At 71.6% G+C, this 19,624-nt stretch carries 20 protein-coding genes and 1 pseudogene; 13 read left to right on the top strand and 8 right to left on the bottom strand.

The window, feature by feature from the left end; translation table 11 throughout:
- Positions 1-137 precede the first annotated feature (137 nt).
- Positions 138-524, top strand: coding sequence for a hypothetical protein (locus NNW99_RS36920; protein WP_215123635.1), 387 nt, complete (start codon positions 138-140; stop codon positions 522-524).
- Positions 525-580: 56 nt separating this feature from the next.
- Here the strand turns inward: NNW99_RS36920 and istB are convergent.
- The 3 genes and pseudogenes from istB to NNW99_RS36905 form a co-directional block, all read right to left on the bottom strand.
- A pseudogene (istB, locus tag NNW99_RS36915) lies at positions 581-1,353 on the bottom strand (IS21-like element helper ATPase IstB).
- Positions 1,350-2,033, bottom strand: a complete 684-nt coding sequence (locus NNW99_RS36910; RefSeq protein ID WP_251058035.1) for an integrase core domain protein — start codon at positions 2,031-2,033, stop codon at positions 1,350-1,352. The pseudogene istB and the gene NNW99_RS36910 overlap by 4 nt, the downstream one beginning before the upstream one ends.
- Before the next feature lie 133 nt (positions 2,034-2,166).
- The gene (locus tag NNW99_RS36905) at positions 2,167-2,304 is read right to left on the bottom strand and encodes a hypothetical protein (protein WP_215123633.1); all 138 of its coding nucleotides are present in this window, start codon (positions 2,302-2,304) and stop codon (positions 2,167-2,169) included.
- 649 nt (positions 2,305-2,953) lie between these two features.
- Here NNW99_RS36905 and dhaK point away from each other — a divergent pair.
- Genes dhaK through NNW99_RS36890 form a run of 3 tightly spaced genes read left to right on the top strand, consistent with a single transcriptional unit; the run spans position 2,954 to position 4,996 of the window.
- Positions 2,954-3,946, top strand: coding sequence for a dihydroxyacetone kinase subunit DhaK (dhaK, locus tag NNW99_RS36900; protein WP_215123631.1), 993 nt, complete (start codon positions 2,954-2,956; stop codon positions 3,944-3,946).
- Positions 3,947-3,993: 47 nt separating this feature from the next.
- The gene (gene dhaL / locus NNW99_RS36895) at positions 3,994-4,593 is read left to right on the top strand and encodes a dihydroxyacetone kinase subunit DhaL (protein ID WP_215123630.1); all 600 of its coding nucleotides are present in this window, start codon (positions 3,994-3,996) and stop codon (positions 4,591-4,593) included.
- Positions 4,586-4,996 carry a PTS-dependent dihydroxyacetone kinase phosphotransferase subunit DhaM gene (locus NNW99_RS36890; RefSeq protein WP_215123628.1) on the top strand — a complete coding sequence of 137 codons (411 nt, stop codon included), beginning with the start codon at positions 4,586-4,588 and terminating at the stop codon, positions 4,994-4,996. The genes dhaL and NNW99_RS36890 overlap by 8 nt, the downstream gene beginning before the upstream one ends.
- 72 nt (positions 4,997-5,068) lie before the next feature.
- Here the strand turns inward: NNW99_RS36890 and NNW99_RS36885 are convergent, their stop codons facing one another.
- Entirely contained in the window at positions 5,069-5,809 is a 741-nt protein-coding gene (locus NNW99_RS36885) for a glycoside hydrolase family 75 protein (RefSeq protein ID WP_215123621.1), read from the bottom strand.
- A gap of 412 nt (positions 5,810-6,221) precedes the next feature.
- Here NNW99_RS36885 and NNW99_RS36880 point away from each other — a divergent pair, with 412 nt between their 5' ends.
- Together NNW99_RS36880 and NNW99_RS36875 are read left to right on the top strand one after the other, a co-directional pair.
- Positions 6,222-7,223 carry a fibronectin type III domain-containing protein gene (locus tag NNW99_RS36880; RefSeq protein ID WP_215123619.1) on the top strand — a complete coding sequence of 334 codons (1,002 nt, stop codon included), beginning with the start codon at positions 6,222-6,224 and terminating at the stop codon, positions 7,221-7,223.
- 292 nt (positions 7,224-7,515) lie between these two features.
- Positions 7,516-8,061, top strand: a complete 546-nt coding sequence (locus NNW99_RS36875; protein ID WP_215123617.1) for a hypothetical protein — start codon at positions 7,516-7,518, stop codon at positions 8,059-8,061.
- A 72-nt stretch (positions 8,062-8,133) separates the two neighbouring features.
- On the opposite strand, the gene NNW99_RS36870 is transcribed toward NNW99_RS36875, so the two are convergent.
- The 3 genes from NNW99_RS36870 to NNW99_RS36860 form a co-directional block, all read right to left on the bottom strand.
- Positions 8,134-8,694 (bottom strand): PadR family transcriptional regulator, encoded by a 561-nt coding sequence (locus NNW99_RS36870; RefSeq protein WP_215123615.1) that lies wholly within the window; start codon positions 8,692-8,694, stop codon positions 8,134-8,136.
- 32 nt (positions 8,695-8,726) lie between these two features.
- On the bottom strand, positions 8,727-10,742 hold the full coding sequence (locus tag NNW99_RS36865) for an NADPH-dependent 2,4-dienoyl-CoA reductase (protein ID WP_215123613.1): 2,016 nt from the start codon (positions 10,740-10,742) through the stop codon (positions 8,727-8,729).
- A 110-nt stretch (positions 10,743-10,852) separates the two neighbouring features.
- Complete coding sequence (locus NNW99_RS36860) at positions 10,853-11,221, bottom strand: hypothetical protein (RefSeq protein ID WP_215123612.1); 369 nt, start codon at positions 11,219-11,221, stop codon at positions 10,853-10,855.
- Between the two features lie 240 nt (positions 11,222-11,461).
- Between NNW99_RS36860 and NNW99_RS36855 the strand changes: the two genes are divergently transcribed.
- Positions 11,462-13,558 carry a SpoIIE family protein phosphatase gene (locus tag NNW99_RS36855; protein ID WP_215123610.1) on the top strand — a complete coding sequence of 699 codons (2,097 nt, stop codon included), beginning with the start codon at positions 11,462-11,464 and terminating at the stop codon, positions 13,556-13,558.
- Here NNW99_RS36855 and NNW99_RS36850 read toward each other — a convergent pair.
- Positions 13,548-14,351, bottom strand: a complete 804-nt coding sequence (locus tag NNW99_RS36850; protein WP_215123608.1) for a putative protein N(5)-glutamine methyltransferase — start codon at positions 14,349-14,351, stop codon at positions 13,548-13,550. The two genes, NNW99_RS36855 and NNW99_RS36850, sit on opposite strands and share 11 nt — an antisense overlap.
- A gap of 283 nt (positions 14,352-14,634) precedes the next feature.
- Between NNW99_RS36850 and NNW99_RS36845 the strand changes: the two genes are divergently transcribed.
- The 6 genes from NNW99_RS36845 to NNW99_RS36820 all read left to right on the top strand — a co-directional run bounded on the left by NNW99_RS36845 (position 14,635) and on the right by NNW99_RS36820 (position 19,616).
- Complete coding sequence (locus tag NNW99_RS36845; protein ID WP_251058034.1) at positions 14,635-15,072, top strand: MarR family winged helix-turn-helix transcriptional regulator; 438 nt, start codon at positions 14,635-14,637, stop codon at positions 15,070-15,072.
- 87 nt (positions 15,073-15,159) lie between these two features.
- Positions 15,160-15,765 (top strand): sulfite oxidase-like oxidoreductase, encoded by a 606-nt coding sequence (locus tag NNW99_RS36840; protein WP_215123606.1) that lies wholly within the window; start codon positions 15,160-15,162, stop codon positions 15,763-15,765.
- Positions 15,758-16,513 (top strand): ferredoxin reductase, encoded by a 756-nt coding sequence (locus NNW99_RS36835; RefSeq protein ID WP_215123605.1) that lies wholly within the window; start codon positions 15,758-15,760, stop codon positions 16,511-16,513. Before NNW99_RS36840 ends, NNW99_RS36835 begins: the two co-directional genes overlap by 8 nt.
- 178 nt (positions 16,514-16,691) lie before the next feature.
- The gene (locus tag NNW99_RS36830) at positions 16,692-17,276 is read left to right on the top strand and encodes a hypothetical protein (RefSeq protein WP_215123603.1); all 585 of its coding nucleotides are present in this window, start codon (positions 16,692-16,694) and stop codon (positions 17,274-17,276) included.
- A gap of 92 nt (positions 17,277-17,368) precedes the next feature.
- Complete coding sequence (locus NNW99_RS36825; RefSeq protein WP_215123601.1) at positions 17,369-18,337, top strand: acetylxylan esterase; 969 nt, start codon at positions 17,369-17,371, stop codon at positions 18,335-18,337.
- Between the two features lie 112 nt (positions 18,338-18,449).
- Positions 18,450-19,616: a serine hydrolase domain-containing protein gene (locus NNW99_RS36820; RefSeq protein ID WP_215123599.1), complete on the top strand. Its 1,167-nt coding sequence runs from the start codon at positions 18,450-18,452 to the stop codon at positions 19,614-19,616.
- Positions 19,617-19,624 lie beyond the last annotated feature (8 nt).

The following is a 19,624-nucleotide window of genomic DNA, read 5'->3' as shown; positions in this document are numbered from 1 at the left end:
CCTCTGAGTGCGCCACGGAGTACGGAGATATCTGCACCAGTGTCTGCGAGTCAGGCCAGCGTGATGGGACCTTGGGATATCCGATTGCCACTGATACCCGCGGTGCCGATCATGTGCACTGAAGAGGAGGGGGTGCCGTGGGACTGTGCCTGTTCGCTGGTGATGAGGACGTCAACGGACCGGATGCTTGCTTCTCGTATGGAGGCTTCGCCCAGTTCCGTCGCCGTCTGGCTCTCGAGGAGGGGTTTGTCCTCGACGAGATGATCGGCTTCGGCGGGGACCGGCCGTGGACAGATCTCTCAACCCCTCTGGAGCCGTTTCTCAACCACCCAGATGATCACAGTGAGGACTTGTCAGTAGAGGACTGCTTTGCGGTCCTGCCGCGGCTGGAGGCCATCCTCGAACACTGGTCGAGCGAGGAGCCTCCCGATCAGGGCATGGAAAGACACATCGAGGACGCCCAGCGCCTAACAGCCGTGCTGCGCATCTGTATTGAGAAGAACGTCGATCTCTTCTTCGGATGACGAGGATCCCCACGGGGCGTCCGACCGCAGGCAGACGGAGTCGACCGGCTACTCGCTCAGGCCGCGTCATCCCGTTCGCGTTCGATGGCTGCGAGTCGGTTCTTGAGGCGGTAGCTTGGGCCGTTGATGGAGATGACTCCGCAGTGGTGGAGGAGCCGGTCGAGGATGGCGGTGGCGAGGACTTCGTCGCCGAACACCTGTCCCCATTCGCTGAATGTCTTGTTCGAAGTCAGGATGATAGAGCCTTTTTCGTATCGCTTTGAGATCACCTGGAAGACCAGGTTCGCCTCAGCGCGAGCGAGCGGCTGGTAGCCAACCTCGTCCAGAACGAGAACAGCGGGCCGCAGGTAGCTGCCGAGTTTGCTGGTCAGGCGCCCGGCCGCTTCGGCGGCGGTGAGGTTGCGGACCATGTCATCGAGGCTGGTGAAGTAGATCGAGTAGCCGGCCCGGCAGGCCGCGACTGCCAGAGCGACGGCGATGTGCGTCTTGCCCACCCCCGGCGGCCCCAGCAGGGCAGCGTTGGCCTTGGCCTCGACGAACGAGAGGGTGGCGAGGTCTTTGACCTTGCGGGGTCGAGCTCGGGCTGGAACGAGAAATCGTAGTCATCGAGCGTCTTGTGGTGCGGCAGCTTCGACAGCCGCAGGCCCTGGCGGAAGCGACGGTCGTCACGAACAGCGAGTTCTTCGGAGAGGACCAGGTCGATGAAGTCGAGGTAGCCCATCTTGGCCTCGTCGGCCCGCTGTGCGTACTGGGCCAGGGCCTCGGCCAGGTGGGGCAGACCCAGCTTGGCGGCCGTGTTGCGGATGCGGGTGGAGACCAGCTCGCTCAAGACGATTCCTTCGTGCTCGGGTGGGTGGTGAAGGGGCGGGTGCCGGTCAGCTCGTCATAGACCGACAATGGCCTTCGTCCGACCTCGACCTGGGTGGCCGCGGCCCGGTTCAGCAGGGCCAGCAGCGATCCCGCCTCGGATCCGCCGTTCTGCTGGCGCGGTGCGGGCAGATCTCCGCCGGCCGTGACGCGGCGGCCGGCTCCGGTGGGCAGACCGTCCCAGTGCCGTTCGTCCACGACCCGAGCCCCGCGGCCAGCCGCCCGCGGATGTGTGGCAAGCAGGGTCTCTCCCCGGCGGTCAGGTGTGGTGGCATGCAGGATGACCTGGGACTTCGTGGCTCTGATCTCGACCAGCTGCCGCGGCCGGATGCGTAGAGCCGGCACCGAGTAGAGGTTCGCTTCGAAGGCGACGAGACAGTCCTTGCCGACGTAGCGAAGGTGCCTCTGGGTGACCACGTATGGAGTGGCGGGCAGTGGGCGGAGGGCCATGTGATCACGGACCGCCCGCAGTCCGATGACCTCACCGTGGGTGCCGTGGACCTTGGCCCGCCGCAGCGGAACCCAGGCCGTGAACGCGGCGTTCAGTTCCTCGACGGAGGAGAAGGCGCGGCCGGCCAGGACGTGGTCGCGGACGATCAGGACCTGGCGCTCGACCCTGCCCTTCTTCACGGTTACGGACATCGGTTTTCTCCTGCGTCGTCGGGGTGGAAACGGCGTTGCCCCCGCCTGCCGGTGGTGCCGGCGGGCGGGGGCTGCGGGGGGAACGGCTAGAAGCGGAAGTACTGGTCGCCGTGGTGGAGGTCCCGGAGACGCCCTAGCGGTCCCCGTTGACGGTGACAGTGGTGCTTGAGTTGCTGTCGCGCGAGGTGGTCGTCGTGGTGGGGGCCTGGCCGTTGCCGTACCGGGGGACGTCGGGCTGCGTCGCCTCGCGGAGCGCGTCGGCTACTTGCATGGTGCCGTTGCATACGAGCGCAGGAATAGACCGCCATTACCCAGTGGCTGCGGCGCAGTAAGCCGCGACGCCTTCCTTTGGGTGCCGAGCTGTTCCGTGATCGCCTCTTCGTGGTTCGAATTCTGAGCAACGGCCAGGGTGATCGGGCTTCTTGTCATCCTGATCGAGCAGTAGAAGACACATGCAGAGACCTAATCTGCGGTCCATCACACGGCTTTCGCTCCGAGTTCAGCCATACAAGGCGGTTGCGCCCTGAACCTTCTCTCTGTGATCCACTGCTGGCAACGATCAGAGCAGCCGCGCGTTTTCCCGGATCGTCAGATCCGACTTTCCGATCCGAAGAGCACCTCAGATGCTGAAAGGTGGGGCAACGCACCACCCTCTTCACTCCCCCCCCCGAGCACCAGAAGTGTGACCTTCGCTCCTGCAAGGTCGATACTGCCGACGACAGGATCGCCAGCCGGCTCGCCCCGGTCACCCATCCATACCTGACACCCCGTCACCGAAGTCGGCATGAGGTCAGCATGAGTACTGCCACGACGCGCCACGGAGGGCCAGAGACCACCAAGATCGAAAACTGGTCAAACACAAGCTGGCCTGCGAAGCTGGAGTTCGAGGGCTCATCTACTAGTTTCCCTAGGAGGTACCCGTGAAGATGCTGATCAACGTCCCGGAGACCGTGGTCGCGGACGCGCTGCGTGGTCTGGCGGCTGCCCACCCGGAGCTGACCGTGGACGTGGAGAACCGGGTGATCGTGCGGCGGGACGCTCCCGTGGCCGGAAAAGTGGGGCTGGTCTCGGGCGGAGGCTCGGGGCACGAGCCGTTGCACGGGGGTTTCGTGGGTCCCGGCATGCTGTCGGCGGCCTGTCCGGGCGAGGTGTTCACCTCCCCCGTTCCCGACCAGATGCTGCGCGCGGCCGCCGCCGTGGACAGCGGGGCCGGGGTGCTGTTCATCGTGAAGAACTACACCGGCGACGTGCTCAACTTCGACATGGCCGCCGAGCTGGCCGAGGACGAGGGCATCCAGGTCGCGAAGGTGCTGGTCAACGATGACGTGGCGGTGACCGACAGTCTCTACACGGCCGGCCGGCGTGGCACCGGTGCGACCCTGTTCGTGGAGAAGATCGCCGGTGCCGCCGCCGACGAGGGCATGCCGCTGGAGCGGGTGGAGGCCATCGCCCGGCAGGTCAACGAGAACTCGCGCAGTTTCGGTATCGCGCTGAGCGCCTGCAGCACACCGGCCAAGGGCAGCCCCACCTTCGATCTGCCGACCGGTGAGCTGGAGTTGGGCATCGGCATCCACGGCGAGCCCGGCCGGGAGCGGCGCGCGATGATGACCTCCGGCGAGATCGCCGAGGCCGCCGTCGAGGCCGTGGTGGAGGACCTCCAGCCGCGCAATCCTGTGCTGGTCCTCGTCAACGGCATGGGGGCGACGCCCCTGCTCGAGCTGTACGGCTTCAACGCCGAGGTGCACCGGGTGCTCGCCCAGCGCGGTGTACCCGTGGCCCGGGTCCTCGTGGGCAACTACGTCACCTCCCTCGACATGGCGGGCGCCTCGCTCACCCTGTGCCAGGTCGACGAGGAGCTGCTGCGGCTGTGGGACGCGCCGGTGAAGACGGCGGGTCTGCGCTGGGGCATGTGACACAGGGGGTAGAGGATCACCCCGTATCTACCAGGCAAGGAGATCCAGTGCTCGATGCCGCTTTCTTCCGCCGTTGGATGACGGCGACCGCCGCGTCCGTCGACCGTGAGGCGGAACGGCTCACCGCCCTCGACTCCCCCATCGGGGACGCCGACCACGGCAGCAACCTCCAGCGCGGGTTCACGGCCGTGGCGGCCGCCCTGGAGAAGGAGGCCCCCGACACGCCCGGCGGGGTTCTCACGCTGGCCGGACGCCAGCTCATCTCGACGGTCGGCGGTGCCTCGGGGCCGCTCTACGGCACGCTGCTGCGCCGTGCCGGCAAGGCGCTCGGGGATGCCTCCGAGGTCAGTGCGGAGCAGCTGGCCGAGGCGCTGCGGACCGGGGTGGACGCGGTCATGACGCTCGGCGGTGCCGCTCCCGGCGACAAGACCATGATCGACGCGTTGGTACCGGCGGTGGACGCGCTCGGTGACTCGTTCGCGGCGTCGCGGACCGCCGCGGAGGAGGGCGCCGTGGCGACGACGCCCTTGCAGGCGCGCAAGGGCCGGGCCAGCTATCTGGGTGAGCGCAGCATCGGACACCAGGACCCGGGCGCCACCTCGGCGGCGCTGCTCGTCGCCGCGCTCGCGGAGGCCGCCGATGAGTGACGAGCGGCTTGTGGGAATCGTGCTGGTGTCGCACAGCGCGGAGGTGGCCGCGTCGGTCGCCGCGCTGGCGAAGGGGCTCGCAGGCGGCGGCCCGGCGGTACCCGTCGCCCCGGCGGGCGGTACCGAGGGCGGTGGGATCGGCACCAGCGCCGAACTGATCGCCGCGGCGGCCGCGTCCGTCGATCGCGGTGCGGGCGTCGCCGTCCTCACCGATCTGGGCAGCGCGGTGCTCACCGTGAAGGCGCTGCTCGCGGAGGGCGACGAACTCCCGGAGCAGACGCGGCTGGTGGACGCGCCGTTCGTGGAGGGGGCCGTGGCCGCCGTCGTCACGGCGGGCACCGGGGCGGATCTGGCGGCGGTGGAGTCGGCCGCCGCGGAGGCGTACACGTACCGGAAGGTGTGAGACCGGACCCGGGCACGCCGGTCGACGGTGTGCCCGGCCGGCCTGAACGGCAGCTGATGCGCCGTCACTCGCTCAGCTCCCGTCGACGAATCGCCTCGCCGCCCGCTCCCCCGCCGTCACGGCCGCCTCGTGGTCCTCGATGGGTGACACCCGGGTGTCCTTGAAGACGATGTAGGTGACACCCGAGGCGGTGCCGCCCCGGAGCGGGTGGGGGCGGATACCGAGGGCCTCGGCCGTGGCGTAGGACGCCTCCCCGATGACACCCCGCGGGCCCGTGTCACCGACGACCGCGTACTGCACCTGGTCGCGGTAGACGACGGCCACGATCGAACCACCGCCCACACCGTGGTCCCGGTAGTCCCAGATGCGGCTCGGGGCGGGCACCACGACGAAGGGGAGACGTTCGGCGCTCAAGGGGCGGCCGTCGGACTGGGAGTAGGCCGTACTGGCGGCGAAATAGGGGTCGGTGCGGTGGTTGCAGCGGGGGCCGGGGCGGCCGTCGCAGTCGATGTCCATGTCCGCCTTCCAGAAGACGGCGTCGCGGGTACCGCAGACCGGGATCTTCGCGGAGCCGCCGCTGTCCTTGCGGTACCGGCCGCGGGAGACGGGGGCGCAGTCCCGTGCCCTGGCCAGCAGGTCGGCGGCGCTGACGGAGGCCTCGCGCCCTACGGCCGGACGCCCCACCACGGGACGCCCCACCACCGGGCGCCCCACCACCGGCTGGGTACGCGGCTGTGCCGGCGTGGCGGGCGGTGTCGTCGGGACGAGCAGGGCGGCACTGGCCGCGGCCAGTGTGAGCGACTGGACACGCACGATGGGAGCCTCTCCTGAGGGGACCTGACGGACAATCAGCCCCATCTGTTCCCCCGGGGTGTTCATCCGGTCACCCTCGAAGGGCCGGACGGCTCACTCCCCCAACCACCGACAGGGGCCGGGGGCCTGAGTCCGTGTGGGACCCGGGCACCCCGGCCACCTGCGCCGACGCGGGATCTGCGACGACAGCGGTCCGCGCGACAGGCTCGAACTCCCTGGTGTTCGCCAGGAGTTCGGCCATGAGGAACCTCAGCATACGTAACCCTTCCGGGTGGCCACTAACCGCGGGGGTGACGTGCGACCGCCATGGCGATCCGTGTCACCCTCCACCACCCGCCCCCTTGATGTGGCCGCGTCAGCCGCGTCATATTGGTCCGGACCATTCCCGAGTCCCGTCCCGGGAGGCAGTGTCGTGCGACGCGTTCTCGTCCCGTTCCCCGCTCCCGCCCCGCTCCTGTGGCGCGTCGCGCTCTGCGGGGCCCTCGCCCTGCTCGCCGCCTGCGGCTGGACCGGAGCGGAGGACAAGGACGTCGGTGGTGAGCCCGGGGCGCCGACGGGCGTCACCGCACAGGCGGGCAGCGCGACGAGCGTGCACGTCATGTGGAACGTGACCGCGCGGGCCGATGTCTACGAGGTGTATCGCGGCACCACGAAGGTCAGGGAAGTGCCGGGTCCGACGCACATGGTGGACGTCACCAGGCTCCGGCCGTCCACGCTGTACGTCTTCACCGTACGGGCGAGGGACGCCGACGGTCGGCTCGGCCCGCCCAGCCGTCAGGTCCGGGCGCGGACCCCCGCGGCCGTGGCGGACGACCGCTCGGCGCCGACCCGCCCCTCGGCGCCCGGCGGACGCGCGGCCGGAAGCCGGGCGGTCCAGCTGTCCTGGTCCGCATCGACGGACGACCGGGACGTGGTGTCCTACGACATCCACCAGGGGGCCGCGAAGATCCACAGCGTGAGCGGGGACCAGACGGCCGCCGTCGTCACGGGGCTGCGGCCAGGCACGTCCTACGCGTTCACCGTCCGGGCCAGGGACGCCGCGGGCAACGTCTCCCCCGCCAGCACCGCCGTCCGCCTCACCACCCCGGGCACGGACGACGGCCGCGCCACGGCCCCCACCGGCTTCCGGGCGACGACCCACCGCGAGGACGGGGCGTACCACGTCGATCTGAGCTGGGTGCCGCCGCGTGTGGACGGCGAGATCACCGAGTACCAGATCCAGCTCGACGGCCGCCCGGCCACATCCCTCGTGTACGGCGGGAGCGCCCCGCGCGAGCGGGCGACGCACAGTTTCTACGTCGGGCAGGACGCCGGTATCACCCACCGCGTCCGCCTCCGGGCGATGCTGCCGGACGGCACCTGGGGCGGCTTCTCGGCCGAGCGGAAGGTGACCACGGGCACGCGGCGGCAGTAGCGACGGGCGCGTGGCGATAGCGACAGGCGCGTGGCGGCAACGCGGGAGCACGCCGGCCCTCGGCGATGCGGCGATGCGGCGATGACACAGACACCACCGCGTCGCCGCCACCCCTACGGCGACGCCGCAACCGCGCCGGCCGGCCACTGACCGCCGTCACCTGCACGGCGGCACCCGGCGTGCGGCCCGGGCCCCGGGAGCTTTGGCTGGCCCCTGAGGCAGCACGGGCGATTCCCGACCCTCGGCGGCGCTAGGGATGTACCGCCAACCGTGCCGCCGGAGGGCAGTCCACATGCGCAAATCATCGTCAGTTCTCCGCTCCGGCCTGACCGTGGCAGCCGCCGCTCTGCCCCTCGCCCTGGCCGCGGTCCCCGCAGCGGCGGGCCCGGGCATCTCCGTGAGCACCACGGGCAACACGGTGTCGGTCACGACCAGCGCGTGCACCCAGATCAACGGCAGTTGGGGCACCGCCTCGCTGCTAACCAGCAGCCAGGGCAGCTTCGCCCAAGGGCGCCAGGTGACCCTGTCGGGGACGTCCACAAGTCAGTCCGCCGCCTGGTCGAGTGTCAGCGCGGGGACGTACACCGTCATCGTGATCTGCTCGGACGGCACGACCGCCGGGACCCAGTCCGTCGTCGTCTCCCCGACCCCCTCCCCCTCGAGGTCCGCGTCCCCGTCGGCGTCGGCGTCGCCCTCTCGCGGCGTGATGGGCGGTAGCGGCGGAAGCGCCACGGACTACGGGACCGTCACGCTGGTCGCGGGCGGCACGCTGGTCGGGGCCGGGCTGCTCGGGACTGCCTGGTACCTGCGCCGGCGCAACAAGCCGTACCGGTTCTGACCCGGTACGGACGGCGGCCCGCCCTCCCGAAGCGCTCCGGCCGGGCGGGCCACCGTCACATCCCGGTCCCGGTCAGGCCGGGCTGGTCGGCTCGCCGTCCGGGAGTTCGGCGAATTCCGCCACGGCACGGCTGAGCCACTGGGTCCAGAAGGTCTCCAGGTCGATACCGGCCCGCAGCACCAGATGCCGCAACCGGTCCTCGGTGCCGTCCCGGCCGGGCGGGAAGTCGCGCTCCTCGATCTCCCGGTACTCCGCCAACTGCCGCTCGTGCAGCCGCAGATGGCGTCGCAGATCCGCCTCCAAGCCCGCCGTGCCGACCACGGCCGCCGCCCTCAGCCGCAGCAACAGCGTGTCGCGGTGCGGCTTGGGGTCCTGGGAGGCGGCGGTCCAGCGGGCCAGTTCGGCGCGGCCCGCGGTCAGGACCTCGTAGCTCTTCTTCTGCCCGCGCGCCGGCTGCTCGGACGGCAGGGCCCGGATCAGGCCGTCGGCCTCCAGTTTTCCCAGCTCGCGATAGATCTGCTGGTGCGTCGCGGACCAGAAGTACCCGATCGACCGGTCGAACCGGCGGGTCAGCTCCAGGCCCGACGACGGCTTCTCGAGCAGGGCAGTGAGGATCGCGTGCGGGAGTGACATACCAGCCATCCTAGGGACGGACGGCAGGCCCCCTACAGCGCCGCCGCCAGCTCGGTGCCCTGCTTGATGGCGCGCTTGGCGTCCAGCTCCGCGGCCACGTCGGCGCCGCCGATCAGGTGCGTGCTGCGCCCGGCGGCGACCAGTTCCTCGTACAGACCCCGGCGCGGCTCCTGGCCGGTGCACAGCACGATCGTGTCGACCTCCAGCACCGTGCTGGCGCCGTCGACCGTGACATGCAGTCCGGCGTCGTCGATCCGGTCGTACTGAACACCCGGGACCATGGTGACGCCGCGGTGCTTGAGTTCGGCGCGGTGGATCCAGCCGGTGGTCTTGCCGAGTCCGGCGCCGACCTTGGAGGTCTTGCGCTGGAGCAGGTGGACGGTGCGCGGCGGGGCGGGCCGCTCGGGCGCGGCGAGGCCGCCGGGGGCGCGGTAGTCGAGGTCGACGCCCCACTGGCGGAAGTACGTCGCCGGGTTCTCGTGGGCCTTGTCGCCGGAGTCCGTGAGGTACTCGGCGACGTCGAAGCCGATGCCGCCCGCGCCGAGGATCGCGACCCGGTCGCCGACGGGGGCGCCGTCGCGCAGGACGTCGAGGTAGCCGAGGACGCTCGGGTGGTCGACGCCGGGGATGTCGGGGGTGCGCGGGCTGACGCCGGTGGCGACGACGACCTCGTCGAAGCCGTCGACGTCGGCGACCGTCACGGGGGTGTTCAGCCGTACATCGACGCCGTGCCAGTCGAGCTGGGTGCGGAAGTAGCGGAGCGTCTCGTCGAACTCCTGCTTGCCGGGGACCTTGCGGGCGACGTTGAGCTGCCCGCCGATCTCGCTCGCGGCGTCGAAGAGGGTGACGTCGTGGCCGCGCTCGGCCGCCGAGACCGCGCAGGCGAGGCCGGCCGGTCCGGCGCCGACGACGGCGACGCGTTTGCGCAGCCGGGTCGGGGAGAGCACGAGTTCCGTCTCGTGGCAGGCGCGCGGGTTGACCAGGCAGGAGGTGATCAGGCCGCTGAAGGTGTGGTCGAGGCAGGCCTGGTTGCAGCCGATGCAGGTGTTGATCGCCTCGGGCCGGCCGGCCTCCGCCTTGATGACGAAGTCCGGGTCGGCGAGCATCGGGCGGGCCATCGACACCATGTCGGCCGCGCCCTCGGCGAGCAGTTCCTCGGCGAGTTCGGGGGTGTTGATGCGGTTGGTGGTGACGAGCGGGACGGACACCTCGCCCATGAGCCGCTTGGTCACCCAGGTGTAGGCGCCGCGCGGCACGGAGGTGGCGATGGTGGGGATGCGGGCCTCGTGCCAGCCGATGCCGGTGTTGATGATCGTCGCCCCGGCGGCCTCGACGGCCTTGGCCAGGGTGATCACCTCGTCGAGCGTCGAGCCGCCCGGGACGAGGTCGAGCATGGAGAGCCGGTAGACGACGATGAAGTCCTCGCCGACCGCCTCGCGCACCCGGCGCACGATCTCGAGCGGGAAGCGGGTGCGGTTCTCGTACGAGCCGCCCCAGCGGTCGGTGCGCTGGTTGGTGTGCCGGGCGATGAACTCGTTGATGAGGTAGCCCTCGGAGCCCATGATCTCCACGCCGTCGTAGCCGGCGTGCCGGGCCAGGCGGGCGGCGCGGACGTAGTCGTCGATGGTCCGCTCGATGTCGGCGTCGCTCAGTTCGCGGGGCGGGAAGGGGCTGATCGGCGCCTGGATCGGGCTGGGCGCGACGAGGTCCTGGTGGTAGGCGTAGCGGCCGAAGTGCAGGATCTGCATCGCGATCCGGCCGCCCGCGTGGTGCACGGCGTCGGTGATGACCCGGTGCCGCTCGGCCTCCTCCTCGGTGGTGAGCTTCGCACCGCCCTCGTAGGGACGTCCCTCGTCGTTGGGTGCGATGCCGCCGGTGACGATCAGGCCCACTCCCCCGCGGGCGCGGGCGGCGTAGAAGGCGGCCATGCGCTCGAAACCGCCGTCGGCCTCCTCCAGGCCGACGTGCATGGAGCCCATGAGGACCCGGTTGGGAAGGGTCGTGAAGCCCAGGTCGAGGGGGGTCAGCAGGTGCGGGTAATGGCTCATCGGGGGCCCTCCGTGCGCGGTGTCGTCCCCGTAGTTGTAGAGGCTACCGACGCTTTATGCAACTAGTTGCATAAGGTGATGGAGGGCACAGCAGGGCTACGACCTGGGGATCACCGGCTCTCGAGGCGTACGTGCAGTTCCTTCTCCTGGTCGCCGGGGACCGTGGTCAGGTCCTGCACGGCGAACAGGGAGTCCAGCCTCATGCGGAACTGTTCGATCGCCCAGTAACCGCCGTGCAGATCGGCGTCGACGGAGGACGACAGCCGGGCCGGCCGGGCGCCCTCGTGTGTGTCGGCGACGTCGAAGGTGCCGAGCCACACGGTCGGACGGGTCTCGTGCAGTTCCTCGGGCACGTCGTCGGCGCACCGGTCCGACTCGAAGCAGGCGCACAGCGTGTCGAACACGATCCGTGCGTCGTGCTTGCTGCATCCGCTGATCTCCACCGACACGGAGTGGGGGTGCGGTCGCTCAAGGTCCATCGTGACCCTCCTCTGTAGGCCCCGCTGCCGAATCCACCCCTACCCCAGCAAAGCACCACCTTCCGGCGAGCACTACCGGCGGGAGCTCCGGTTGTGGTGACCGGTTTGCGGGGCGGTGCGCGCCGTGTTGGGAGATGGTGGAAGGTGACGGAAGGGGCCTCGAGAAACGGCTCCGCGCGGTAGAACATGGGGTGTCGGCACCATGGCGTGCCGCGAGGATCGGCGAAGGCGGGGCATGGGATGAGTGCAGCCGGGTCTCCCGTGGCCGAGGGCGACGAGCCCCCGCGCGGGTCGGCGCGACCGAGCGGGCTGCTCGACGTCCTGCGCGTGGCCTCGGTGGTCCTCGACTCCGAGGGCCGCATCGTGCTGTGGAGCCCGCAGGCCGAGGAGCTGTTCGGGTACGACGCGCGCGAGGCGCTCGGCGAGTACGCCGCCCGGATCATGGTCCACGAGGAGCACGTCGACCTCGTGGTCAAACTGTTCGCGGACGTCATGAGCACCGGGCAGAGCTGGGCCGGGGCCTTCCCCATCCGCCGCAAGGACGGCGGCACCCGGCTCGTGGAGTTCCGCAACATGCGGCTGCTGGACGACGAGGGCGATGTCTACGCGCTCGGTCTGTGCGCCGACCAGACGACCGTGCACCGGCTGGAGCGGGAGGTGGCGCTGTCCACCCGGATGATCGCGCAGTCCCCGATCGGGCTGGCCGTGCTGGACACCGGGCTGCGGTACGTCTCGGTCAACGCGGCGCTGGAGGAGATCAACGGCGTACCGACCGAGGAGCACCTGGGCCGCACGGTCCACGAGGTGGTGCCGCAGATGGACGTCGAGGCCCTGGAGGCCGCGGCGCGCCGGGTCCTGGAGACCGGCACGCCGGTCGTCGACCAGTCCACGATCGGCCGCACCCCGGCCGACCCGGACCAGGACCACGCCTGGTCGATCTCGCTGTACCGGCTGGAGAACGCCTTCGGGACCGTGCTGGGCGTGGCCGTCTCGATCGTCGACGTCACCGAGCAGTACCGGGCGGGCATCGAGGCCGAGGCCGCGCGGCGGCGTCTGGCCCTGATCGCGGACGCCTCCGGACGGATCGGCACCTCGCTGGACCTGGACCGCACGGCCCACGAGCTCGCCGAGGTGGCCGTGCCGGAACTCGCCGACATCGCGGCCGTCGACCTGCTGGACGCGGTGGTGCGGGGCCGGCGCACCAGCCTCGGCCCCGCCGAGTCGGCCGTGATCCGCGCGCTGGCGGTCCAGGGGTACGAGTCGGCCGAGGCCCTGGAGGCGGCCGACCCGCCGGGGCAGGTGGCCCGGTACGGGCCCGACCGGCTGGTCACCGAATGCGTGCGTACGGCCCGTCCCGTGATGCTGCCGCAGGTCAAGGACACGGATCTGCCGCGGATCGCCCGTTCCCCGCAGGCCGCGGAGCTGCTGGGCCGGGCCGGGGTGCACTCCTATCTGGCGGTGCCGCTGATCGCGCGCGGTGAGGTGCTGGGCGCGCTGGATCTCAAGCGCACCCGCAATCCGCTGCCGTTCTCCGAGGACGACCTGCTGCTGGCGCGCGAGCTGGCCGCCCGGGCGGCGGTGCAGATCGACAACGCCCGCTGGTACCAGAGCGCCCGCGACACCGCGCTCACCCTCCAGCGCAGCCTGCTGCCCAGCCATCCGCCGGTGACGGGCGGTCTCGAGGTCGCCTCCCGCTACCAGCCGGCCGGGGCCACGAGCGAGGTCGGCGGCGACTGGTTCGACGTCATCCCGCTGGACGGCGGCAAGACCGCGCTCGTCGTGGGCGACGTGATGGGCAGCGGCATCCCCGCGGCTGCGACCATGGGCCGGCTGCGTACGGCGACCAACACGCTGGCCTCCCTCGACCTCGACCCGGCCCGGCTCCTGGAACACCTCGACAAGATCACCGAAGGGCTGGAGCAGGCCATCGCCACCTGCGTCTACGCCGTCCACGACCCGCATCTGCGGCAGTGCCGGATCGCCAACGCCGGACATCTGCCCCCGGTACGCGTCCGGGCCGGCCGGCCTCCCGAACTGCTCGACCTGCCGACCGGGGTGCCGCTCGGCGTGGGCGGCGTGCCCTTCTCGACGACCACGGTCGACCTCGAGCCGGGCGACCGCCTGGTCTTCTACACGGACGGCCTGGTCGAGACCCGCCGCGACCCGCTCGACGACCGCCTCGACACCCTCCTGTCCCTCCTCGACAGCCCCGACCGCCCCCTGGAGGAGGTCTGCGACCTGCTCCTGCGCACCCTCCACGAGCCGGACAACTTCGACGACGTGGCCCTGCTCATCGCACGGGCCACGGACCCGGACCGATCGGCACCTACCGCCTGACCCCGATCACCACGTGCGCGTACAGCTCCTCGGAGACGGCCAGGCGGGCCGTCAGACCGCTGCGTTCGAAGGCGGTGACCGCGGCCGGTGCCTGGTGGCGGCTGGTCTCCACCAGGACGCAGCCGCCGGGGGCGAGCCAGCGGGAGGCCTCGGCGGCGACCCTGCGCAGGACGTCGAGGCCGTCCGCGCCGCCGTCGAGGGCGACCAGGGGCTCGTGGTCACGGGCCTCCAGGGGCAGCAGGCCTATCTCGTCGCTGGGCACGTACGGCACGTTGGCCGCGAGGATGCCGACGCGGCCGAGCAGCTCAGCTGGCAGCGCCTCGAACAGGTCGCCCTGGTGGACGTGACCACCGGCGGCGGCGACATTGCCGCGGGCGCAGCGCACGGCGACGGGATCGATGTCGGCGGCATGCAGCTCGACGCGGCCCAGCCCGGCGGCGAGCGCCGCACCGACGGCACCCGAGCCGCAGCACAGGTCCACGACGACGGCGGCGCCGGGCGCCTGGGCAAGGGCCTGTTCCACCAGGAACTCAGTGCGGCGGCGCGGAACGAAGACACCGGGGGCGACGGTGACACGCAGGCCCCAAAACCCTGCCCAGCCGACGACGAGTTCGAGGGGCAGCCCCTCCACCCGGCGCTCGACCATGACGGCGGCTTCGGCCGGGGTGCGCGCGGCGGAGAGGATCAACTCGGCCTCGTCCTCGGCGAAGACGCACCCGGCGGTGCGCAGGGCGTCGGCCATCGAGTCACGGGACAACGGCGCGGAGGGCGGGACAGAAGACACAGACGGCATGGAAGCCAAGAGCCTTTCGAGAGCCGAAGGGCGCTCCGGCGGCCGCCTACAGGCGGCGATCCGCGCGACATCGAGGAGTGAGCACCCGAGCTGACACAGCGGTAATGGGTCTCACCTCCTCGTCTTCCGACGGCCGGGATGGTCCACAGCCGGACGGCAACACTACCCGACGGACCGGCCGCCCGGTACGGGACCGGGACCGGCCCCCACGGGCAATGGTTGGCCCATGCAACCATGGATGGTGAGCAGCAGCGCAGTGCGGCAGGACCGCGAAGGAGGCCTGGTGGACGCAGCGGACGCCGTGGAGACCATCCAGCGGGAGATGACGGCCTTCGCCCGCCGTGCCCGTGCCGCCGCGGGTCGGATGCACCCCGAGCTGTCGCTGGTGTCGTACACGCTGCTCGGGCATCTGGAGGAGAGCGGCGGCTGCCGTGCCACCGACCTGGCCGCCCACTACGCCCTGGACAAGTCCACCGTCAGCCGCCAGGTGGCCGCCCTGGAACGGGCCGGTCTCATCGCGCGCCGCCCCGACGCGGAGGACCAGCGCGTCCTGGAGCTGCATCTGACGGTCGCCGGCCGGCGCATCCTGGCCCAGGTCACCGAGAGCCGCCGGAGAGCCTTCCGGGAGCGGCTGGCGGACTGGCCGGCCGAGGATCTGACGCGGTTCGCCGAGTGCCTCGTGCGCTACAACGCGGACTCCGGGCCCGGCCGGAAGGGCTAGGGCGCACCGCGCGTACGGTTGAATGCGCAATCACTGATCACCCCGGCCCGGCGGGGCACCGTCGGCCCGGTCCGGAGGCAGCCACCCATGCACATCACCAGAGGCTTCACCGGGCGACCGCGCGTCGACGACCCCGGTCTGCCGCCCGGCCAGTACGACGCGGGCGACGACTGGCCCGTCCTGTCCGCCGAGGTCACCCCCGACCTGGCACCCGCCGACTGGACGTTCCGCGTCGACGGCCTGGTGGACGCGCCCCGCACCTGGGACTGGGAGGAGGCGCACCGGCTGCCGCCGTCGGCGTACGAGGGCGCCGTCCACTGCGTGACGAGCTGGTCGAAGTTCGGGGTGCGGTTCTCGGGTGTGTCCCTGGACGCCTTCCTCGATGTGGTCAGGCCCCATGGGTCGGCGACCCATGCCGTCGCCTACTCGCACACCGGCTACACCACGAACCTCCCGCTCGCCGACCTGACCGGCGGGCGGGCCTGGATCGCCTGGGAGTACGACGGCAGGCCGCTCGCCCCCGAGCACGGCGGTCCGGCGCGACTGCTGGTGCCGCATCTGTACTTCTGGAAGAGCGCCAAGTGGATCGCGGGCCTGCGGCTCCTCGACCATGAGGAGCCGGGTTTCTGGGAGCAGAACGGCTATCACGGGCGGGGCAACCCCTGGGAGGAGCAGAGGTACTCCGGTGACTGACACCTTTGTGCCGCCCACGCGGTTCGCCGTGCCCGGGCGCATCGCCGTGGGCGAGCAGGCCGCCGCCGTGTGGCAGACCGCCACGCTGACCGAGATCCGCCGCGAGACCCCGCGCGCCGCCACCTTCCGCCTCGCCGTGCCCGGCTGGCCGGGGCACCTGCCCGGCCAGCACCTGATGGTGCGGCTGACCGCCGAGGACGGCTACGCGGCCCAGCGCCACTACTCGATCGCGTCCGCCCCGGACGACTCCGGGCACATCGAGCTGACCTTGGACCATGTCGAGGGCGGCGAGGTCTCGGGCTGGTTCCACACCGTCGCCCGGGTCGGCGACCGGGTCGAGGTGCGGGGCCCGGTGAGCGGCTTCTTCGCCTGGCCCGGCGACCGGCCCGCGCTGCTCATCGGCGCCGGTTCCGGTGTCGTACCGCTGATGTCGATGGTCCGGCACCACCGGGCGCGCAACCTGACCGTGCCGCTGCGGCTGGTGGTGTCCGCGCGCAGCCCCGAGGAGCTGATCTACGCCCGGGAGTTCGGCGCGGAGACGACGCCCGTCTTCACCCGCGCCGCGCCGGAGGGTGTGCCGGTGGGACGTATGGCCGCGGCACATGTGGCGCCGCTCCTGGCCGAGCGGCCACCGGGTGGGTGGGAGGCCTATGTGTGCGGCTCCAACTCCTTCGCCGAGCATGCCTCCCGGCTGCTGGTGACGGCCGGTCAGCCCGTGGATCGCGTTCGGATCGAGCGTTTCGGCTGATCTCCGGGATCGGACCGACGGCCCGGCGCCCCGTACCGGAGCCACGACGAGCGATCGATGCGCGTCGGAGGGGGTACCCGACTCCTGCGGGCACTCGCTCGCGTGGCATGACGCGGAGGGAGCGGCACCGCCACCGCACGGCCGGTCCTGCGGCCGCGGTGACGGCGAGGAGGTCGACATGCGAACCCGGGTGCGCGGCTGGCGCCTGCGGAGCAGTCCGCTGCGGCGCCGGTCCGATGTCGTCGAGGCGTGGACGGTGCTGGTGGTCGCCGTCCTGCTGCTTGTGGGCGCGCCGCTGGCGGGCGTGGCGGCGGCCTGGTGGGCCCATGACGAGGCGGTGTCGGTCTCGGCGGAGCAGCGCGCCGAGCGGCACCGTGTCCGGGCCGAGGTCGTCGGCGGGAAGGACGACTCGCTGCCGTCGGCAGAGGCCGGCGGGCAGCACGCGTTCCGCGCGACCGTGCGCTGGACGGAGCCGGGCGAGGGGACCCGCACCGCGACGGCACGGGTCGCGGCGGGCACCCGGCAGGGTGAGGTCGTGGACGTCTGGTTCGACTCCCGGGGGCGGAACGTGCCCCCGCCGGTGGACGGCACCGAGGTCTGGCAGCACACCCTCACCATCGGCACGTGTGCCGCGGGCGGTGCGGTGCTCGTGGTGCTTCTCGGCCATGTCGCCGTGCGCCGGGTGGCGCTACGCCGCAGGCTCGCCGAGTGGGACCGCGCGTGGGCCCGGACGGAACCGGAGTGGACGCACCGCGGCGCATGACGCACAAAAGGCCTGGCGAGTCCTCCGACCGCCCCCATAGTGTGATCATCCGCTCTGTCTCCTCAGCTGTTCCTCACCCAAGGCGGTCCTGCATGGCCCTGTTCGACCTTCCTCTCGATGAACTCCGCGAGTACCGCAGCGCGTCCCCCGAGCCCGAGGACTTCGACGCGTTCTGGTCCAAGACGCTCCAGGAGGCCCGTCAGCACGATCTGGACGCCCGCTTCGAACCGGTCGACACGGGCCTGTCCACCGTGCAGGTGTTTGACGTGACGTTCGCCGGCTTCGGTGGTCATCCGGTCAAGGGCTGGCTGACGCTGCCGGCCGGGGCGGACGGGCCGCTGCCGCTGGTCGTGGAGTTCATCGGCTACGGCGGAGGGCGCGGACTGCCGCACGAGCATCTGCTGTGGGCGTCCTCGGGTCGGGCGCACTTCGTGATGGACACCCGGGGTCAGGGCAGCGCCTGGGGCGCGGGCGGCGGTACGGCGGACCCGGTGGGCGGCGCGCCGGCCTTCCCGGGCTTCATGACGCGCGGTATCGACGCGCCGGAGAACTACTACTACCGCCGGGTGTTCACGGACGCCGTGCGGGCCGTGGAAGCGGCCCGTTCGCACCCCCTCACCGACGCCACGCGCACGGTGGCCGTCGGCGCGAGCCAGGGCGGCGGCATCACGATCGCGGTCGGCGGCCTGGTCCCCGACCTGGCGGCCATCGCGCCGGACGTGCCCTTCCTGTGCGACTACCCGCGCGCGGCGACACTCACGGACCGTCACCCGTACCGGGAGATCGGCCTGTATCTCAAGACGCACCGCGGTCGCGCCGCGGACGCCCTGCGCACGCTCTCCTACTTCGACGCCGTCCACTTCGCCGCCCGCGGCAACGCCCCCGCGCTCTTCTCGGCGGCCCTGGAGGACCAGACCTGCCCGCCCTCGACGGTCTTCGCGGCATTCAACGCCTGGAGCCACGAGGACAAGGAGATCGAGGTGTACGACTTCAACGACCACGAGGGCGGCGGCCCCTTCCAGGAGGCGGCCAAGCTGCGCTGGATGCGCTCGTACATCTGATCCGGCCGTTCACCGCGGGCGGGCTTTCGCACGGTCCCGACCAGTCGGTACGTTCTTCGCGGCCGGGCCTCTCCATGGCGGCCCGGCCCCGAGACGGTCGGCGGAGGGGCTCATGTCCGAGAACGAGACACAGGTGCGCGGGCACTGCGACGCGCGGTTCACGGCGGTACGCAGGGCGTTCGAGGAGAACTTCCGGGAGCGGGGCGAGCTGGGCGCCGCGGTGGCCGTCACCGTCGGCGGGGCGACGGTGGTGGAGCTGTGGGGCGGCTGGGCCGACGCGGAGCGCTCCCGGCCGTGGGAGCGGGACACGCTGGTCAACGTGTGGTCCACGACCAAGGGCCCGGTGGCGCTGTGCGCGCACATCCTCGCCGACCGGGGACTGCTGGACCTCGACGCGCCGGTCGCCGAGTACTGGCCCGAGTTCGCGGCGGCGGGCAAGGAGAAGGTCCTCGTACGGCATCTGCTGTCCCACCGGGCCGGTCTGGCCGGGCTGCGCGAACCGCACTCGCTGGAGCAGCTCTGCGACTGGGAGCTGACGACGCAGCGGCTCGCGGCGACACAGCCCTGGTGGGAACCGGGGACCCGGTCGGGCTATCACGCGCTGACCTACGGCCATCTGGTCGGCGAGGTCGTACGGCGGGTCTCGGGGCTGCGCCCCGGGGCCTTCCTGGAGCGGGAGGTGGCCGCGCCGCTCGGGATCGACTTCCGCATCGGACTGCCGGAGAAGGACTTCGGCCGGGTGGCCGAGCTGGTCCAGCCGCCGGTGGCGGCGAGCAGTGAACAGGCCGCCGTCTTCGCCCAGTTGGCCCCGGCGGCGGTCGCGGCGCTGACGAACCCGCCGGTGTCCGCCGCCGGGGCCGGGACCCACGGGTGGCGGACCGCCGAGATTCCCGCGGCGAACGGGCACGGCACCGCGCTCGCGGTCGCCGAGCTCTACGGCGTCTTCGCGGGGCGCGGGTCGTACGGAGACCACCGCGTCCTGTCCCCCGAGGCGGCCGAGCGGGCGCGCGAGGGGCAGGGAAGCTGCCGGGACCTGGTGCTCGGCGCCGGGTTCGAGCACGAGACGGAGGCGGGGCTCGGGCTGTGGCTCAGCGGTGCCAACGGCTCCTACGGACCCAACCCGCGCGCTTTCGGTCATGACGGCTTCGGCGGCTCCTGTGGGCTCGCCGACCCGGAGGCGGAGGTGTCCCTGGGGTATGTGATGAACCGTATGGGGCCTCATATCGCGGACGACCCGCGGAAGACGGCACTGGTCGACGCCCTGTACAGCGTGCTGTGACGGCGGGC

The sequence above is a fragment of the Streptomyces sp. CRCS-T-1 genome (assembly GCF_024442335.1).
GTDB classification, from domain to species: Bacteria; Actinomycetota; Actinomycetes; order Streptomycetales; family Streptomycetaceae; genus Streptomyces; species Streptomyces koelreuteriae.
Note: the sequence above shows the minus strand (reverse complement) of the source record. Positions and strands in the feature narration are given on the sequence as shown.

What these genes read in the sequence shown, in the direction of transcription:
- NNW99_RS36910 (WP_251058035.1), bottom strand. Translation starts at nt 2,033, where the DNA reads ATGTCCGTAACCGTGAAGAAGGGCAGGGTCGAGCGCCAGGTCCTGATC.
- NNW99_RS36905 (WP_215123633.1), bottom strand. Translation starts at nt 2,304, where the DNA reads ATGCAAGTAGCCGACGCGCTCCGCGAGGCGACGCAGCCCGACGTCCCC.
- NNW99_RS36890 (WP_215123628.1), top strand. Translation starts at nt 4,586, where the DNA reads ATGAGTGACGAGCGGCTTGTGGGAATCGTGCTGGTGTCGCACAGCGCG.
- NNW99_RS36875 (WP_215123617.1), top strand. Translation starts at nt 7,516, where the DNA reads ATGCGCAAATCATCGTCAGTTCTCCGCTCCGGCCTGACCGTGGCAGCC.
- NNW99_RS36870 (WP_215123615.1), bottom strand. Translation starts at nt 8,694, where the DNA reads ATGTCACTCCCGCACGCGATCCTCACTGCCCTGCTCGAGAAGCCGTCG.
- NNW99_RS36865 (WP_215123613.1), bottom strand. Translation starts at nt 10,742, where the DNA reads ATGAGCCATTACCCGCACCTGCTGACCCCCCTCGACCTGGGCTTCACG.
- NNW99_RS36860 (WP_215123612.1), bottom strand. Translation starts at nt 11,221, where the DNA reads ATGGACCTTGAGCGACCGCACCCCCACTCCGTGTCGGTGGAGATCAGC.
- NNW99_RS36855 (WP_215123610.1), top strand. Translation starts at nt 11,462, where the DNA reads ATGAGTGCAGCCGGGTCTCCCGTGGCCGAGGGCGACGAGCCCCCGCGC.
- NNW99_RS36850 (WP_215123608.1), bottom strand. Translation starts at nt 14,351, where the DNA reads ATGCCGTCTGTGTCTTCTGTCCCGCCCTCCGCGCCGTTGTCCCGTGAC.
- NNW99_RS36840 (WP_215123606.1), top strand. Translation starts at nt 15,160, where the DNA reads ATGCACATCACCAGAGGCTTCACCGGGCGACCGCGCGTCGACGACCCC.
- NNW99_RS36830 (WP_215123603.1), top strand. Translation starts at nt 16,692, where the DNA reads ATGCGAACCCGGGTGCGCGGCTGGCGCCTGCGGAGCAGTCCGCTGCGG.
- NNW99_RS36825 (WP_215123601.1), top strand. Translation starts at nt 17,369, where the DNA reads ATGGCCCTGTTCGACCTTCCTCTCGATGAACTCCGCGAGTACCGCAGC.
- NNW99_RS36820 (WP_215123599.1), top strand. Translation starts at nt 18,450, where the DNA reads ATGTCCGAGAACGAGACACAGGTGCGCGGGCACTGCGACGCGCGGTTC.